The sequence below is a fragment of the Oleiagrimonas sp. C23AA genome (assembly GCF_011759385.1).
Taxonomy (GTDB): Bacteria; Pseudomonadota; Gammaproteobacteria; order Xanthomonadales; family Rhodanobacteraceae; genus Oleiagrimonas.
The window spans coordinates 32261-50060 of sequence record NZ_JAARLY010000006.1 but is presented as its reverse complement, the minus strand read 5'-3'; the positions used below and the strand labels follow the sequence as shown (position 1 = coordinate 50060).

Below are 17800 nucleotides of genomic sequence, written 5' to 3'. Positions count from 1 at the left end.
AACCACTCGCGGGTTGGGGCGCGTCGTCGCGCCGTTCATTCGAGGATGACCGTGGTGTACGGCGGCAATTGCAGGGTGCGGGCGGCCAGCAGTGCAGCCGGATCGGTGCTGTGCAGCAGGGCGTGCACCTTCACGCTGGGCGGCAGCGGGTAGCTGCGCGGCTGACCGGACAGGTTATGCACCACCAGCACATGCGAGTGTGCATCGCCGAGCGTGTAGGCCCAGAGGTGCGCATCGGCTGCCGGCACCGAAGCCAGGGCGCCATCGCGCAATGCGCTGATCTGCTGGCGCCATGTGGCCAGCTGCTGATACAGCGTCAGCAGCGAGTCCGAGCGACCCTTTTCGGCCTGCACGGAAATATCCGGGCTGGTGTTGGAAGCGGCCTTCTCCCAGTGCGTCTGGCCATGACCATTCAAGCTGCGGTCCCAGCGCATCGGTTCGCGGATCGACGGATCGGGCTTGCTGCCATGCATGCCCAGTTCCTCGCCGTAATAGACGTAGGCATCGCCGGGCAACGTCAGCAGCAACGAAGCGGCCAGACGCATCTTGGCCATGTTGTCGCCCAGCTGATCCATTACCCGGTTCTGGTCATGGTTGGACAGGAAGATGGCATCGGCGCGGCGGGCGCCGGCGGCCCGGCGGTAAGCTGCCGCCTGCGCCGGCAGCCAGCTGGCCAGGTCGCCGCGCGTCCCGCTGTCGGCAGCCTTGATCAAACGTTCGGCCAGCGGAAAGTTGAACACTGCATCCAGCGAAGCGAGATACGGTGCCAGCTGCTGGTAACGCTCGCCGGATACCTCGCCGACCAGATAGGCGTGGCGCCCGTGGGTATCGATACCGTGGGCAAACTGCTTCCACCAGGCCACGTTCTTGGCCAGCGGTCCGGGCTTGTCCTGATCGCCGGCGTGATCGTCATAGATATGTCGGGCTGCATCCAGACGGAACCCGTCCACGCCCTTTTTCATCCAGAACTTGCCGACCCCGATGATGGCCTTGCGCACCGCCGGATTGTCATAGTTGAGGTCAGGCATCTCGGCAGTAAAAACGCCAAGATAATGGCCATCCTTGCCCTTGTGCCAGAGCGGCCCACCAGTGGCACTGATGGCCTTGAGATGGGTCTTGGGGCCAGCCCATGTGTACCAGTGACGATACGGGCTGGCGGGGTTCTGTGCCTGCTTGAACCAGGGGTGATCGCTGCTGGTGTGGTTGACCACCAGGTCCATGATGATTTTGATACCGCGCTGGTGCGCGGCGGCCACCAGGTGCTCGAAATCGGCCATGCTGCCGTACTGCGGGTTGATGGCCTCGTAGTTGGTGATGTCGTAGCCGTGGTAGCTGGGCGAGGGATTGATCGGCATCAGCCAGATGGCATTGATGCCCAGCGACTTCAGGTAATCGAGCTTGGCGGTCACGCCATTGAGATCGCCAATGCCATCGCCGTTGGTGTCGTACCAGCTGCGCACGAAAATCTCGTAGTACACACCGGACGGGGCGACCTTGCCGGTGTGGTGCGTGGCCGCCGCCGCGGTCGCGTGTGCAGACGGCACCGTGGCGCTGGCAGCCGAGCAAGCCAGCAGGGCAGCACCCAGCGCCAGACTCAGGGCGCGTATTGAACGACTCATGATGTTCTCCATACGTCGTGCCATGGCTGCGCCGGCATCGGCGGCGGCCATCGCTTCATGGTAGGCGGCAGCACGGCGCCCGGGGCGCCGGCTGCATACGTATTCATCGGAACGGCGGCACGCTTTGACATGACGCAGCGCAGCGAATGGCATGTGCCGATCACGCTGCCGCCCCGCAGTGACGGGCCAGGTAATCGGCATGCGTCGGCATCTGCGCCACACCGCGACCCACCAGGGTGCGGATGTGGCTCAGAAACTCATCCAGTTTGGCCGCATCCAGGCTGTCGGCCAGCGGGTGATAGCGCACCGGCAACTGGCCCTGGCCGACCAGCACCTGCAGCCAACCGACCTCGGTGAACAACTCCTCACCCTCGCGGAAAATCTGCCCGCTGCGCGCGAACACGTCCAGTTTGTGACGCAGGCTGTCGGGCAGCTCGATGCGCGTGCACTGGCGCCAGAACGGCTCGTCCCGGCGATTGGCGCGATAGTGCAGGATGAGGAAATCGCGGATGCGCTCGTACTCGAAACGCGTCTGCCGGTTGTAGGCATCGCGCAGTGCGGCATCACAGTGACGATCGGGGAACATCGCCAGCAGCCGGCTGATGCCCGACTGGATCAGGTGGATGCCGGTCGACTCCAGCGGCTCCATGAAACCACTGGAAAGCCCCAGCGCCACACAATTGCCAACCCAGAAGCGCCGCCGCATGCCGGTGTGGAAACGGAGCAAGCGCGGGTCATCCAGCGCCTGGCCTTCGACGTACTCGAGCAATACCGCCGCCGCCTCGTCATCGCTCATGTGCCGGCTGCAATACACATGGCCGTTGCCGGTGCGGTGCTGCAAGGGAATGCGCCACTGCCAGCCGGCAGCGCGCGCGCTGGCCTGGGTGTAGGGGCGCATCACCGTGCTGCGCTCGCTGGGTACGACCACGGCGCGATCGCACGGCAACCAGTGCTGCCAGCTTTCGTAACCGGCGCCCAGCGCCTGCTCGATCAGCAGGCCGCGAAAGCCGGAGCAGTCGATAAAAAGATCACCTTCGATGCGCGTACCGTCGTCCAGTAGCACGGCATCGATGAAACCATCCTCGCGCAACGCCACATCGACCACGCGGCCCTCGGTACGGCGCACCACGCCCTCCGGACAGTGCGTGCGCAGGTAACGCGCGTACAGCCCCGCGTCCAGGTGGTAGGCATGGCGTGTGCCGGTCAACGGGCTGCCCGAGATCTGCGCCACCGGTGCAAACCGGTCCTTTTGGCAGGCCTGCGCGTTGAGCGAATAGGCCCACAGATCCGGCGCATGGGCCTGCTGGCGCGAACGCAGCCAGTAGTGCTGGAACGGAATCAGGCCCAGTGGCAGGCCAATGTCGCCAAAGGCGTGCAGGTAACTGTCGCCGGCCGCGCCCCAGCCATTGAACTGGATGGCCAGCTTGTAGGTGCCGCGCACGGCGCGAAGCATGTCGTGCTCGTTGAGTCCCAGAAACGCGTTGACGTGCTGAATCTGCGGAATGGTGGCCTCGCCCACACCCACGCTGGCAATGGCATCGGACTCGACCAGCTCGATGCGCACCTGGTCGCCCAGGGCGCGTGCCAGCAAGGCGGCACTCATCCAGCCGGCCGTGCCACCACCGACGATCACTACACGCCGCACCCGCGAATCGCTCATCTGCCCCTCCCCATCAACGCCTTCATGATCTACTCCATCATGCATCAGCGATGCAGGAAAAAAACGGGCCCCGCTGGTAACACGCAACGGGGCCCGGAGGGGAGATCATGCAGACAGGGCCTGCCAGTCTCTTACCAGAACTTGTACGAGATGCCGACGTCGTAGCGGCGACCGTAACGCTCCCAGGTCAGCACCTGGCGCGAGTCGTTGTTCTGGATGGTCTGGAAGGTCTTGTTGGACAGGTTCGAGCCCTGCGCGATGACGGTCAGGCCCTTCAGCGCACCGCTGTCGAAGGTGTAGCTGACCTGCGCATCGTAGGTGCTGCCACCCTTGATGGTCTGCTCGATACGCGTGGCGCTGATGCCCGAGACACGGCCCAGGAAGTCATCGCGGTAGCTGTCGCTGACGCGTGCCTCGAAGCCATGGTTCTGGTAGTACAGCGTGCCATTGGCGACCCACTTGGACAGGCCCGGCACCGTGATCGGATCGGGGTTGTCACCGTAGACCAGCGAGCTCTTGGTGTAGTTGCCGGTAAGGATCACACCGAAGCCGCTCAGGCTCGGGGTCAGATCACCCAGCGGCAGATTCACCGTGGCCTGGGCGCCCTTGACGTATCCGTGGCCGTCGTTCACCGGACCGGACACGATGCCCTTGGTGGTGCCCAGCTGCGCCTGCTGATCCGGCGTCAGGTAGGAGTTGACGAAGGCACTGAAGTCATACAGATAGGCCGCGTTCGGATCGATGTAGTCCGACAGCTTCAGGTAGTAAGCCGACAGCGCGAAGTAACCCTGGCCACCGCTCTGGCAAAGTGCCGACTGCTTGGCGTCGTTGTTGTTGCATTGATAGCCGCCGTTGTCGCCGCCGAAATAGTGCTCGTAGCTGACGTTGTAGTTGTCGGCCATGGTCGGCAGCAGCTCGGCGTTGCCACCCGACGCGCTGAAGTAGGACAGGTTCGGATCGGTCTCGGTCAGGTGCGTGATGTTGCCCGACACACCCAGGCTGGCACTCATCTGGTCCATGCGCGGACGGGCCATGACGCGGGCCGCGCCGATGCGCAGGTCGTCGTTCTGGCTGAAGCTGAAGATCAGGTTGGCGCTGGGCAGGTAGCGGGTGTACTTGGTGCCACCGCTGACCGGCACCAGAATGGCGGTGGCGTCACCGGCGGTGCTGCTGCCGTCGCCGGCGGTCACGCGCTGACCATCGGAGGTCTGGTTGGTGTGCGCCACCTGGATGCCGACGTTGCCGCGCAGGCCAACGCTGCCCAGCGTGGTGTCGATGTTGAACTGCAGGTACGAGGTCACATCGCGCTCGGTCACCTTCCAGTTCGGCGGCACCGCGATCGAGGACAGCGCGGTCGGCAGCTGCGTGTAGGTGCCATTGGCGATCAGGTCCAGCGGGTTGTAGCACGGTTGCGCGCCCACGCCCATCCAGGCCAGCGGATCGCAGGTGCCGCCACCGGTCGGCGCGGTCAGTACCGGCGTATTGCCGTCGGTAAAGTAGCCGCCGCCCAGGGTCAGGAAGGTCTGATCAATGCTGTAGGTCTTCTTGCGCGTGCCGCGCACCACACCGGCCTCGACACTGGAGATGGGGCCATCGACGAATTCGCGCTTGATGCTGGCCTTCAGGTTGGCCAGGTAGTCATCGGTATGCGGCGCATTGATGAAGCCGGCCTGCACCACCGCCGGCGTGCCACCGGCACCCCAGCCCTGCGGATCGGTCAGCACCGCGTTGCTGTAATCCAGCGACGGATTGACGTAAAGCAGGCCGTTGCCGCGCTCGGTGAAACCGATGGTATCGAAGGCACCGGCATCGGCACCGGTGCCGTAACCGGTACCCGAGTAGCTTTCCAGCTGCAGATCGCTGCGCTGGGCGCGCGAATAGCTGGCGGTCAGGTTGCCCGACCAGTTCTCGTTGAAGTGGAAATCATTTTCCCAGTTGATGTTCCAGACCTTGGCGTTGGTCTTGTTGTAGTCGTTGCGCACCACCGCCTTGACGTGGTCGTAGGTGCCGCTTTCAACAAAGCCGTCCGCGTCGACCTGGTTGGAGGTCAGGTAGCTGGTGCCATCCGGGCCATATCCCAGCGGCAGTTCCATGCCCTTGGCCTGCTGGGTTTCCTTGAACTTGTCGTAGGTCAGGTCCAGCGTCGAGGTGAAGAAGTCGTTGGGCTTCCACTGCAGCGTGGTCAGGAAGCCGTTGCGGTTCATCTGGTCGGAGATGCCGTAGTTCTTGGAGCCACCGATGACCATGCCACCGTCGCTGGTGGAGGCATAGCCCCAAGGCGCCTGGTGCTGGATCTGCGACGGATTGGACTCGAAGTCCACGCCCACGGTGACGCCGAAGGTGTGGTCGGCGAACTGATTCACCCAGATGCCATTGACGTGGTAGCCCTTGTCACCCACACCCGGACCATCGGCCAGCTGGCTCATGCCGTCCCAGATGTAGTGTGCATTGATGGCCGCTTCGGGCTTGTCCTTCTCCAGCGGACGGATGGTGTGCATATCCACCGTACCGGCCAGGCCCTGGCCGACCAGGCTGGCCTCGGGGCTCAGGTGCACTTCGACGTTGTCGAACCAGCTGGACGGATACTGATCAAACTGCACGTCACGGTTGTTGGAGGTGGACACCTGCTGGCCGCCATTGACCAGCGCGGTGGAGAAGTCCGGCCCCAGGCCGTGGATGGTCAGCACCTGCGGGCGACCAGACACGGTCTGCACCGCCAGACCCGGCAGGCGGCCCAGGGTGTCGGCAATGGACACGCCCGGCAGCTTGCCGATCTGCTCGGCCGACACCGCCTCGACGATCGTCGAGGCGTTGCGCTTGATGTTGATGGCGTTTTCCAGGCTGCTGACGTAGCCGCTGACTTCCACCGCCTGCAGCTTCTGCGCCTGGTCATTGCGACGGGTCTTCTTCTTGGCCGCATCGGTCTTGTTACCGGCCTGATCCTGGCTGGTGGACTGCGTGGCGGTGTCCTGGCCATGAGCGCCCGCGGCCACGGCCGAAACCGAATACATGCCAAAGCAGGCGGTGGCGATGGCGGTAGCCAGCAGGCTGCGCTTGAATGAGTTCATATGGTTACTCCTCCCCGGAAATGGAGCGCATCTTCAAGGCTCGTTGCGACCGGCCCTGTGGTGATGGCGGACCTGCACTGAGCGCGTTATTGGGAAGCCGACCGTCGTCAGCTTGGGGCGGATGTTAGATCGGTGTTGCGGCCACGCACAGCGCTTGCATACGTATTCATAAGTCCAGCAAAAGGCGCGGTTATGCGGTTTTTCGCGTTGTGCACCTGCACAATTGGATACCAAAAGCGCTCTATGGCGCGCCCGTTTTACATGGCTTTTACATGCCAAAGCTGCATGCAATGCATTTTCAAACCGGATTGTTGCGACGCAGCACAAATGCTCAATTTCAGCGCTTTTTCCCTATGACAGCCCCGCGCATGAATACGTATGCACATGACTCGGCGTCTTCGCCGCGGCCCCGTAAGCTGATGCCCCACATCGACATGGCCGACATTTCGGCGTATCCGAACCGCGCTCGAAGCCTGCAGCAGAGGCGGCGAAAGCCGATACTCAAGCCGCGTGCGAGGCCGCCACGCACGAGATGCCCATGTCCCCGGAAAACCCGCTTTTGGACGACTCAAGCATGAGTGACACACCCTGGTGGCGCGGCGCCGTCATCTATCAGATCTATCCGCGCAGCTTCCTGGACACCAATGGCGATGGCGTCGGCGACCTGCCGGGCATCATCGACAAGCTCGACTACGTGGCCAGCCTGGGCGTGGACGCGATCTGGGTGTCGCCGTTCTTCAAGTCGCCGATGGCCGATTTTGGCTACGACATCGCCGATTATCGCGACGTGGACCCGCTATTTGGCTGTCTGGACGACTTTGATCGCCTGCTGGCGCGGGCCCATCAGCTGGGGCTGAAAGTGATGGTCGATCAGGTCCTCAGCCATACCTCGATCGAGCACGCCTGGTTCAGCGAAAGCCGTCAGGACCGCACCAATGCCAAGGCCGACTGGTATGTCTGGGCCGACCCCAAGGAAGATGGCACGCCGCCCAACAACTGGCTGTCGATCTTCGGTGGCCCGGCCTGGCGCTGGGAACCGCGCCGCGAGCAGTACTACCTGCACAACTTCCTGTCTTCGCAGCCGGACCTGAATTTCCATAACCCCGATGTATGCCAAGCGGTGCTGGACAACGTGAAATTCTGGCTGGATCGCGGTGTGGACGGTTTCCGCCTCGATTCGATCAATTTCTGTTTCCACGATGCGAAGCTGCGCGACAACCCAGCCAAACCCAAGGACAAGCGCGTCGGTCGCGGCTTCAGCGCGGACAATCCGTACGCCTACCAGTACCACTACTTCAACAATACGCAGCCGGAAAACCTGGCCTTCCTGAGCGAGCTGCGCAAGCTGCTCAATGCCTACCCGCAAGCGGTGACCCTGGGCGAGATCTCCTCGGAGGACTCGCTGGCCACCATGGCCGAGTACACCAATGTCGAACGCCTGCACATGGGCTACAGCTTCGAGCTGCTGACCGATGATTTCTCGGCCGCGTTCGTGCGCAAGACGGTGCAGGATCTTGAGGCGAAGATGCCGCACGGCTGGCCGTGCTGGGCCATTTCCAATCACGATTCGGTACGCGTGGTCACACGCTGGGGCGGCGCCCAGCCGCCGGCATATCTGGCCAATCAGCTGAGCGCGATGTGTTGCTCGCTGCGCGGCTCGGTATGCGTGTATCAGGGCGAAGAGCTGGGTCTGCCCGAGGCCGAGCTGGCCTACGAGGACCTGCAGGACCCCTACGGCATCGCATTCTGGCCCAACTTCAAGGGTCGCGACGGCGCACGCACGCCGATGCCGTGGAGCGACGCCACCGACGGCGCCTTCAGCACCACCAAGCCGTGGCTGCCGATGCCACCCGAGCACCTGCCGCTGGCCGTATCGCGCCAGGAACAAGCTGCCGACTCGCCGCTCAACGGCTTTCGTCGCTTCATGGCCTGGCGCCACCAGCAGCCGGCGTTGGTGCATGGCGACATCGCCTTCATCGACCTGCCCGAACCACTGATCGGCTTCACCCGCCAGGCCGAGGGGCAACGTCTGCTGGTGGTGTTCAACCTGGGTGCGGAGCCGCTGGACGTGCCGTTGGATACGCTCGGCGCCTGCCATCCGCTCGAGGGCCACGGCCTGCTCAGCGGCAACGTTGAAGATGGCATGCTGCACCTGCCCGGCTTTGGCGCGTTCTACGCCACACTTGACTGATGTTCACAAAATGAGGACAACCCCCGCGCCGTGCTGAACAGCCGGTGCGGGCGTTGCGCGCTTGGACTCGGATGGCGCTAGGCTTGCTGAACAATCGCAAGCCAAAATCCTTGCGCCACCGCACCTTCGACCGCCTGCCGGCCGCGATGCTTCGTGGCGCACCTGATGCCTTCAAGGAGCGCCAGCGATGAGCACACGCACGTGCACCATCCAGTTTGATGGCCGGTCCCTCACCGGCCCGGCCGACAGCCCGCTGATTCCCTTCCTGCGCGACCACGGCATCGAGTTGCCGGCGGTGTGCTACCACGGCGCGCTGGGGCCGCTGGAGACCTGCGATACCTGCTGGGTGTCGCTCAACGGCGAGAAGGTGCGCGGCTGCTCGCTGAAAACCGCCGACGGCATGCAACTGCACAGCGACCACGCCGAGCTTCGCCATGCGCGCGAGGAAGGCATGGACCGGCTGCTGGCCAAGCACGAGCTTTACTGCACGGTGTGCGAAAACAACAACGGCAACTGCGAAATCCACAATGCCGTGGTACAGATGGACATCCCCATCCAGCGCTATCCGCACAAACCCAAGCCCTACGCCAAGGACACCTCCAGCCCGCTGTACACCTACGATCCGGACCAGTGCATCCTGTGCGGGCGCTGCGTCGAGGCCTGCCAGAACGTGGAGGTCAACGAGACCCTTTCCATCGACTACACGGCCGAGCATCCGCGCGTGCTGTGGGATGGCGGCAAGACCATCGACGAGTCCAGCTGCGTCAAGTGCGGCCATTGCGTCACGGTGTGCCCGTGCAACGCGCTGATGGAAAACACCATGTACGGCGAAGCCGGCCAGTTCAGCGGCATGGACGACGACATCAAGCGCCCGCTGATCGACACCATCAAGGCCTGGGAAAACACCATGGGCGCGCGCCCGATCACGGCAGTGTCGGAAATCGACCATGCCATGCGCGAGGCCGAGATCAAGCGCACCAAGACCGTGTGCACCTACTGCGGCGTGGGCTGCTCGTTCGAGATGTGGACGCGCGGGCGCAAGATCCTCAAGGTGCAGCCGGTGGAGCACGCCCCGGCCAACGGCATTTCCACCTGCGTGAAGGGCAAGTTCGGCTGGGATTTCGTCAATCATCCGGACCGCCTCACGCACCCGCTGATCCGCGAGAACGGCGCCTTCCGCGAGGCCAGCTGGGACGAGGCGCTGGATCTGGTCGCGCGGCGCCTGGGCGAGATTCGCGACACCCACGGCGCCGACGCCATCGGCTTCATCGGCTCCAGCAAGGCCAGCAACGAAGACTGCTACGTCACGCAGAAATTTGCCCGCCTGGTGATCGGCACCAACAGCGTGGACAACTCCTCGCGCTACTGCCAGAACCCGGCCACCAAGGGCCTGTTCCGCACCGTCGGTTACGGCGGCGATGCCGGCTCGATCAGCGATATCGAACAGGCCGGGCTGGTCATCATGGTCGGCTCCAACACCGCCGAGGCGCACCCGGTGATTGCCTCCAAGATCAAGCGTGCGCAGAAACTGCGCGGGCAGAAGATGATCGTCGCCGATGTGCGCAAGCAAGAGATGGCGCAGCGTGCAGATATCTTCCTGCGCCCGCGCGCCAGCACCGACGTGGTGTGGGCCTCGGCCATCTGCCGCTACATCCTGGACAACGATCTGGCTGACTGGGAGTTTCTTGAAAAGCGCGTCAACCAGCTGGACGCATACCGCGCCTCGCTGGAGCCGTTCACGCTGGAATTTGCCGAACAGGTCACCGGCATCGAGCGTCAGACCCTGATCAACGCCGCCGAGATGATCGCCGGCGCGAAAAGCGTGTGCCTGCTGTGGGCCATGGGCGTGACCCAGCACAGCCGCGGCTCGGACATTTCCACGGCCATGTCCAACCTGCTGCTGGTCACCGGCAACTACGGCAAGCCCGGCAGTGGCGGCTACCCCATGCGCGGCCACAACAACGTGCAAGGCTGCAGCGATTTTGGCTGCCTCAAGAACATCTACCCCGGCTATGAATCGGTCGATGACGAGGCCGTGCGCGCCAAGTGGGCCAAGGGCTGGGGCGTGGACCCGGAAAAGCTGTCGCTGAAGGTGGGCCTGGGCAACTTCGATCAGGTCAATGCCGCCGCCGAAGGCAAGGTCAAGGCGATGTACGTGATCGGCGAGGAAACGGCCATCTCCGATGCCAACGCCAACCATGTGCAGAAAGCCTTCACCAACATCGACTTCCTGGTCGTGCAGGATATTTTCCTGAGCCGCACCGCCGAGTTTGCCGATGTGGTGCTGCCGGCCTGCCCCAGCGTGGAAAAGGACGGCAGCTTCACCAACACCGAACGCCGCATCCAGCGCTTCTACCAGGTCATGCAGCCACTGGGTGAAAGCCGTCCCGACTGGGAAATCCTGAGTGACCTGGCGCGGCGCATGGGCCATGACTGGCACTACAGCCACCCGGGCCAGATCATGGCCGAGGCGGCCAGCATCGCCGACATGTTCGCCGGCGTCAGTTACGAGCGCCTGAAAGGCTGGAAGTCGCAGCAATGGCCGGTGGCTGCCGATGGTACCGATTCGCCACTGCTTTACACCGAGCGCTTCCACTTCGATGACGGCAAGGCGCGACTGTTCCCTCTGGAATGGGTCGAACCCAAGGAGCAGGACGATGCGGCATTCGACCTGATGCTGGACAACGGCCGCATGCTCGAGCACTTCCAGTCCACCAACCAGAGCGGCAAGGGCGGGCGCATCCTGGAAGGCTCCTCGACCTGGTTTGTCGAAATTGGTCCGGACCTGGCCGCCGAGCGCGGCATCGAGGATGGCACCTGGCTGCGCATCACCTCACGCCGCTCCACGGTGGAGGCGCGCGCGGTGGTCACCGACCGCGTACAGGGCAAGACGCTGTTCATGCCCATTCACCACGCCAAACCCACGCTCAATGCGCTGACCGGCGACCATCACGACCCGGAAGTAAACACGCCGGCCTACAAGGAAACCGCCGTGCGCATCGAGAAGATCGATCGTCCACGGGGCGAGCCCGGCCTGCCCTACAACAATCATCGCTATGGCACGCGTACGCCCAACGATGGACCCGACGCCGAGCAGAAGCGCAGCCAGCCGCGCTACACCACACCCCCTGATTCGATGAAGCAGCCGGAGACCCTGTGATGGCCGAGCCAATCCGTTTCCAGCCCACCCCGGAACGCACCGAACCCACTGCCCGCGAGGCGCTGGAGGAATTGCTGGAGGCCGCGCACGAAAAGGGCGTACTGCGCCTGGCCACCAATGCGCTGAAGGCCGAAGCGCCGATTGCGCGCATTCTGGCCCAGGGGCTCAACAGCGATGGCGCGCGCCGTGCCGTGCAAAACCTGTCCACGCTGCTGATCGAGCTGGGGCGCGTCGAGCCGGCGGCGTTCTACAAGGTGGCCGCCGCCATCGGCGATGCGGCGCGCCAGCTGCAAACCGATACGCCTCGCCAGGACACCAAGGCACCCGGGCTCAGCGGCATCTACAAGATCCTGCACGACGACGAACTATGGCGCGGCACCGCGCCGGTGTTCGATGCACTGAAAGCCTTCACGGGACGCCTGCGCGAACCGGTCGACAAACCCATTTCCGACCTCACCGGAAAGCCCGTCGAAGACTAGCGCGTTTGACCGCGCTTGCGCGGCGTTGACGGGCACTGCAAATGGATGTCCGCAGGCTGTTTCATGAAAACGATTAACCGCTCGTTTTCATGCCATTCCCAACCTTCCCCCTGGCTAACCAGCCACAGCCACCAAGAAAAAAGATAGCGCTAACAAGGATTTCCCGGAGATATCCGAATCCGCGTCGAGGTGACGATTTTATGTTGCAGTGCAGTTTGACTGCGCTGTTATCGGTGCGTGAGGATCGGCGCCGAACGACCACGCTCTTTTGGGGAGAGCCTGGTCGTCAGACACATCACCGGTGCCGCCATGGGTTTGTTCAAGGCGTCACCGGGGGACTGGGGAAACTACCGAACGGCCACTGGTTGACATCACGCCCTCGCGGCCTGATGCCGCCATCCGGACGGTTGTGCAGGCCGGATGCCTGCTGGAGATGAAGCAGGACTTGGGGATGGATACGTGAGTCTTTTGGCCAATGCCTCAGCGTGCATGGAGACGCCGGAACGCCGGAGCGGTCGCAAGGCCCCGCTCTGGGCGGGCCGGACGCCGCATATGCACGCCACATGGCCGGGTGACATCGCGTCCGTGGTCTTCTTGAGGCCTGCCTTGGCACGCCACGCCCTCCCGCCTCGATACACAGCGACACCTGAAGAAAATCTTGAGATGTGCGGGCGACCTGGACGCCCGCCAGCGGCGGCGATGAAGCCCGACAGGCGAAGCGACGTCGCGTGGGGCCGGCGACGATCGTCGACCGGCCTGCCGTGCCTAAGTGCACGGCATGGTGACAGCGCTGTCACCAACACATGCCATCGGTGGCGATGGTCTGTGTGCAAGGGAAAAAGCAAAGCAATAAAAGCACCCTCGGGGAGGAACTCATGAATAAGACGGCTTATCTGCCACGCAGGCGCCTCATCGCATCAGCAGTGATGATCGCCCTGGCCGGCACCGTGTCTGCCCAGACCACCAGCAACGCGCAGGACAATGCGGCCAAGCGCGCCGCCAACGCGGCCCGGCCCACACCGGGCAATGCCAGCAGCACACAACAAAGCGATCAGCCCGCGACACTGGAAACGGTCAAGGTGACCGGTATTCTCGGCTCGCTGGAATCGTCGATGAACCTCAAGCGCTATTCCGATGGCGTGGTCGATGGCATCGTCGCCGAGGACATCGGCAAGTTCCCGGACACCAACCTGGCCGAAGCATTGCAACGCATCTCGGGTGTCTCCATTGACCGCGTCAATGGTGAGGGGTCGCGCGTCACCGTGCGTGGTGTCGGCCCCGACTTCAACCTGGTGCTGCTCAATGGCCGCCAGATGCCGACGGCCAACATCGCCGACACCAGTGCCTCGAACTCGCGCGCCTTCGACTTTGCCAACCTGGCCGCCGAAGCCATCGCCGAGATCGACGTCTACAAGACCGCGCGTGCCAGCACGCCGGCCGGTGGCATCGGCGCCACCATCAACGTGAAAACGGCGCGTCCGCTGGACAACCCCGGCTCGCACGGCAGCTTCGGCGTCAAAGGCGTGTGGGACAGCTCCAACAAGGACATTCCCGACTCGCTGCAAAATACCCAGCTGACCCCGGAGATCTCCGGCATCTACAGCACCACCAGCGCTGACGGACGCTTTGGCGTGGCCGTCAGCGGCAGCTACCAGGTGCGCGACTACGGCGTCAGCCAGGTCAAGGTCGACTCGGGCTGGCACACCTTCCACGGCGACGAGGTCAACTGGGGCACGATTCCGCAGCCGGGCCAGCCGGGCTCCGAGCGCATCACCAACCGCCCCGGCCCGAACGACGTGTACTCGGTACCGCAGAACCTGAACTACAGCGTCAGCGGCATCCGCCGTGAGCGCACCAACGGCCAGGTGGTGTTCCAGTACAAGCCCATCGACGACATCACCACCACGCTCGATTACACCTACGCCGAAAACAAGGTTCAGGCACAGCGCAACGAGATGTCGGTGTGGTTCAACTACGGCCCGTCCTCCAGCAGCTGGACCGACGGCCCGGTGGCCGCTCCGCTGGTGTACTCGGAAATCATCGATCCGGCCAACAGCGATCTGGCCATGGGCGGCGGCAAGAGCGCCACCAAGAACACCCTCAAGTCGCTGGGCTTCAACACTGCCTGGAAGGTCAACAACTCGCTGAACCTGGGCCTTGACGTGCACCACTCGGTGGCCGAGGCCGGCTCGGACAGCCCGTATGGGTCCAACAGCGTGCTGGGCACGGCTGGCTTCTTCCGCGGCACCACCACCGCCGACTTCGGCGGCAGCTTCCCGGTACTCAACGTGCAGTTGCCCGACGGCATGACCCAGATCGACCCGTCGAAGATGCTGGTGACCGGTTCTTCCTTCCGCAACAGCTACATGCGCTCGAAGATCAACCAGATCCAGCTGACCGGCGACTTCACCTTTGCCGATTACTCGCGCCTGGACTTTGGCGTGGACAGCACCGACGTGCACAACCGCTCGGCGTTCTCCAACGTGCAGCTCGATACCTGGGGCGGTGCCACCAGTCCGGACGACTATCCCGACTCGGTCTGGCATCTGGATCACATGGGGCACTATTTCGACGCCTTCCCGCGTCACAACGACCCCAACTTCACTGACGCCTTCTTTACCTGGAACTTCGATCAGGTACGCCAGCTGGCCGAGGATGCCTGGGTCGCCGCTGGACACGATGCGTCGGACTATCGCGCCTCGCCGGACTTCACCACCGACCGCCGCGTGCATGAAAAGTCGATGAGCGCGTACCTGCAGTGGAGTCAGACCTACGACTTCCAGATGCCGCTGCACGTAGCCGTGGGCGTGCGCTATGAAAAGACCGACGTCACCTCGCGCGCACTGGTACCCACCGCCACCGGCATTTCCTGGGGCTCGCAGAACGAGCTGAGCCTGCTCCAGGGCGAGGCCGGCTTCACCCAGCTGTCCGGTTCCTACAAGTACGTGCTGCCCGATATCGACCTGTCGCTGGATCTCACTGACAGCATGAAGCTGCGCGCCAGCTACGGTGAAACCATCGGCCGCCCCGGCTGGGGCGACATCCAGGGCGGACAGACGCTCAATACGCTGGTGCGCGTGGATGGCGGTACCGGCTCGCAGGGCAATCCGGGCCTGAAACCACTGCTGTCGCATAACATCGACCTGTCGTTCGAGTGGTACTACGGCAAGGGCAGCTACATGTCCGTGGCCTTCTTCCGCAAAAACATCGACAACTATGTCGGCACCAGCCAGGTGACCGAGCAGCCGTTCCAGCTGCATACCCCGATTGGGGGTGACTACTGGAATGCGGCGATATCCAATGGCTGCGCGGACAGTGACACCACCTGCATCCGCAACTACATCTTCACCAACTTCGCCGGCTCGCCGGGCGTCAATCCCACCGGCACCGACACCAACGGCAATATCACCGGCACCATCGTCGGCCAGCCCGGCGACCCGATCGCCAACTTCCGCATCACCACGCCGGCCAACCAGCAGTCGGCCTCGCTGCACGGCTGGGAGTTCAACGTGCAGCAGATGCTGTGGGATACCGGTTTCGGCGTCTCGGCCAACTACACCCTGGTCGACTCCGGACTGACCTACGACAACTACGTGATCGGCCAGCAATTTGCGCTCGAGGGCCTGAGCGACTCGGCCAACTTCGTGGCCTTCTACGACAAGGGCCCGTGGCAGGCACGTGCCGCCTACAACTGGCGCGGCAAGTTCCTGGCCAGCCGCTTCGACGGTACCGGGCCGAACCCGATCTACACCGCTCCATACGGGCAGTGGGACGTCAGCATGAGCTACGACTTCACCAAGCGCTTCTCGATGTCGCTGGAGGGCATCAATATCACCAACCGCGTGCAGCGCCAGTACAGCCGCAATATCCACCAGCTGGAATACGCCACGCAGACCGGTGCCCGCTACATGCTCGGCTTGCGCTACAAGTTCTAGCGCCTCCCCTGCCACCGGCGGTCTTGCGCCGTCGGTGGCTTTCTTCAGGCAACGGGCCGCGTGCCTTGGCGGCCCGTTTTCCTTATGGTTGGCAAGGCGCGGTACGGTGGGGATCGGAAACCAAGTGCACGCACAGGTACGCAAGCTTGTGGTGGTCGGCGGCGGATCGGCCGGCTGGCTGACCGCGGCCGTGCTGGCCGCCACCCACGCCCACGACCCGGCCATCGAGGTGACCGTGATCGAGTCGCCGCAGGTGGCCACCGTCGGCGTCGGCGAGGGCACCTGGCCCAGCATGCGCGAAACACTGCGGCGTATTGGCGTGGGCGAGAGCGACTTCATCCGCGCCTGCGATGCCACCTTCAAGCAGGGCTCACAGTTCAACGGCTGGATCGGACGCCAGCAGCGCGATGCCTACATGCATCCATTCACCCTGCCCAACGGCTTTCTGGAAACCGACCTGGTCGCCGGCTGGCTGGCGGCGGGCGCCGACACGCCCTACGCCGAGCAGGTCAGCTTCCAGCCCCATCTGTGCGCGGCCAATCGCGCGCCCAAGCAGCCGGCCACCCCGGAATTCGCCGCCGTCGCCAATTACGCCTATCACCTGGATGCGGCCAAATTCGGCCAGTTTCTGCGCCAGCACTGCGTGCAGCATCTGGGCGTGCGCCACCTTAGCGCGCACGTCAACGCCATCAACAGCCATGAAAACGGTGACATCGCCTCGCTGCAGACCCGCGAGCTTGGCGCCGTGGAAGGCGACCTTTTCATCGACTGCAGCGGCGCCCGCGCGCTGCTGCTGGAACAGCACTTTGGCATTGGCAAAGTGGATCTTTCTCCGGTGCTGTTCAACGACCGTGCGCTGGCCGTGCAGGTGCCCTACCCGGCGCCGGACACGCCCATCGCCTGCCAGACCATCGCCACCGCCCAGCCGCATGGCTGGACCTGGGACATTGGGCTTTCCGCGCGCCGGGGCGTGGGCTACGTCTACGCCAGTGCGCACTGCAGCGACGATCAGGCGCACGCCACCCTGCTGGGCCACATTGCCGCCAGCGGCCCGACCGACACCGCGGCGCTGAGCGAGCCGGCACGCATCGCCTTCGCGCCCGGCTATCGTCGCCAGCCCTGGCACCGCAACTGCGTGGCCATCGGCATGGCCTCGGGCTTTGTCGAGCCGCTGGAAGCCTCGTCGCTGGTGCTGGTCGAACTGGGCGCCGCGGAGCTGGCCGAGCAGCTGCCGGCGACGCGCGAGGATATGGACCACGTCGCGCGTCGCTACAACGAGGGCTTTGACTACCGCTGGCAGCGCGTGGCCGACTTCCTGAAATTGCATTACGTGCTGTCGCAGCGCGAGGACAGCGATTACTGGCGCGCGCATCGCGATCCGGCCACCAGCACGGAGCGCCTGCGCGAATGGCTGGCGCTGTGGCGCCATCACACACCATCGCGCCGCGATCTGGTGCGTGCCGAGGAAGTGTTTCCCTCGGCCAGCTATCACTACATCCTGTACGGTATGGATTGGCGACCAGAGCTTCGCGCCGCCCCTGCCGCCATCGCGGCCGGCCAAGCCGCCGACCACTTCCGCCAGGCCGCCGAGCTGGCGCGCCGCATGCGGGCGGCGCTGCCCTCGCATCGCCAACTGATTGCGCACATCCAAGCACACGGCCTGCCGCGGATCTGACGCTCACCAAGGC

General features: G+C 64.0%; 8 protein-coding genes. 5 read left to right on the top strand and 3 right to left on the bottom strand.

Annotation, left to right across the window (positions count from 1 at the left end; genetic code table 11):
- Positions 1-35: 35 nt before the first annotated feature.
- The 3 genes from HBF24_RS11110 to HBF24_RS11100 form a co-directional block, all read right to left on the bottom strand.
- Positions 36-1619: an alpha-amylase family glycosyl hydrolase gene (locus tag HBF24_RS11110; RefSeq protein ID WP_167172892.1), complete on the bottom strand. Its 1584-nt coding sequence runs from the start codon at positions 1617-1619 to the stop codon at positions 36-38.
- 160 nt (positions 1620-1779) lie between these two features.
- A complete protein-coding gene (locus tag HBF24_RS11105; protein WP_167172889.1) occupies positions 1780-3279 on the bottom strand; it encodes a tryptophan halogenase family protein in 1500 nt (499 codons plus the stop codon).
- Between the two features lie 131 nt (positions 3280-3410).
- Positions 3411-6347 (bottom strand): TonB-dependent receptor, encoded by a 2937-nt coding sequence (locus HBF24_RS11100; RefSeq protein WP_167172887.1) that lies wholly within the window; start codon positions 6345-6347, stop codon positions 3411-3413.
- A 574-nt stretch (positions 6348-6921) separates the two neighbouring features.
- Here HBF24_RS11100 and HBF24_RS11095 point away from each other — a divergent pair.
- The 5 genes from HBF24_RS11095 to HBF24_RS11075 all read left to right on the top strand — a co-directional run bounded on the left by HBF24_RS11095 (position 6922) and on the right by HBF24_RS11075 (position 17787).
- Positions 6922-8538 (top strand): alpha-glucosidase family protein, encoded by a 1617-nt coding sequence (locus HBF24_RS11095; RefSeq protein ID WP_167172886.1) that lies wholly within the window; start codon positions 6922-6924, stop codon positions 8536-8538.
- Between the two features lie 187 nt (positions 8539-8725).
- Positions 8726-11698: a formate dehydrogenase subunit alpha gene (gene fdhF / locus HBF24_RS11090; protein WP_167172884.1), complete on the top strand. Its 2973-nt coding sequence runs from the start codon at positions 8726-8728 to the stop codon at positions 11696-11698.
- Positions 11698-12177, top strand: a complete 480-nt coding sequence (locus HBF24_RS11085; protein ID WP_167172882.1) for a DUF1641 domain-containing protein — start codon at positions 11698-11700, stop codon at positions 12175-12177. Before fdhF ends, HBF24_RS11085 begins: the two co-directional genes overlap by 1 nt.
- A gap of 875 nt (positions 12178-13052) precedes the next feature.
- Positions 13053-16112, top strand: a complete 3060-nt coding sequence (locus tag HBF24_RS11080) for a TonB-dependent receptor (protein ID WP_167172881.1) — start codon at positions 13053-13055, stop codon at positions 16110-16112.
- A gap of 124 nt (positions 16113-16236) precedes the next feature.
- Positions 16237-17787 carry a tryptophan halogenase family protein gene (locus HBF24_RS11075; protein ID WP_167172879.1) on the top strand — a complete coding sequence of 517 codons (1551 nt, stop codon included), beginning with the start codon at positions 16237-16239 and terminating at the stop codon, positions 17785-17787.
- Positions 17788-17800 lie beyond the last annotated feature (13 nt).

Bases quoted from the DNA above. Each gene is read 5' to 3' on its own strand.
- HBF24_RS11095 (WP_167172886.1), top strand. From the start codon at position 6,922: ATGAGTGACACACCCTGGTGGCGCGGCGCCGTCATCTATCAGATCTAT.
- HBF24_RS11105 (WP_167172889.1), bottom strand. From the start codon at position 3,279: ATGAGCGATTCGCGGGTGCGGCGTGTAGTGATCGTCGGTGGTGGCACG.
- HBF24_RS11085 (WP_167172882.1), top strand. From the start codon at position 11,698: ATGGCCGAGCCAATCCGTTTCCAGCCCACCCCGGAACGCACCGAACCC.
- fdhF (WP_167172884.1), top strand. From the start codon at position 8,726: ATGAGCACACGCACGTGCACCATCCAGTTTGATGGCCGGTCCCTCACC.
- HBF24_RS11110 (WP_167172892.1), bottom strand. From the start codon at position 1,619: ATGAGTCGTTCAATACGCGCCCTGAGTCTGGCGCTGGGTGCTGCCCTG.
- HBF24_RS11100 (WP_167172887.1), bottom strand. From the start codon at position 6,347: ATGAACTCATTCAAGCGCAGCCTGCTGGCTACCGCCATCGCCACCGCC.
- HBF24_RS11080 (WP_167172881.1), top strand. From the start codon at position 13,053: ATGAATAAGACGGCTTATCTGCCACGCAGGCGCCTCATCGCATCAGCA.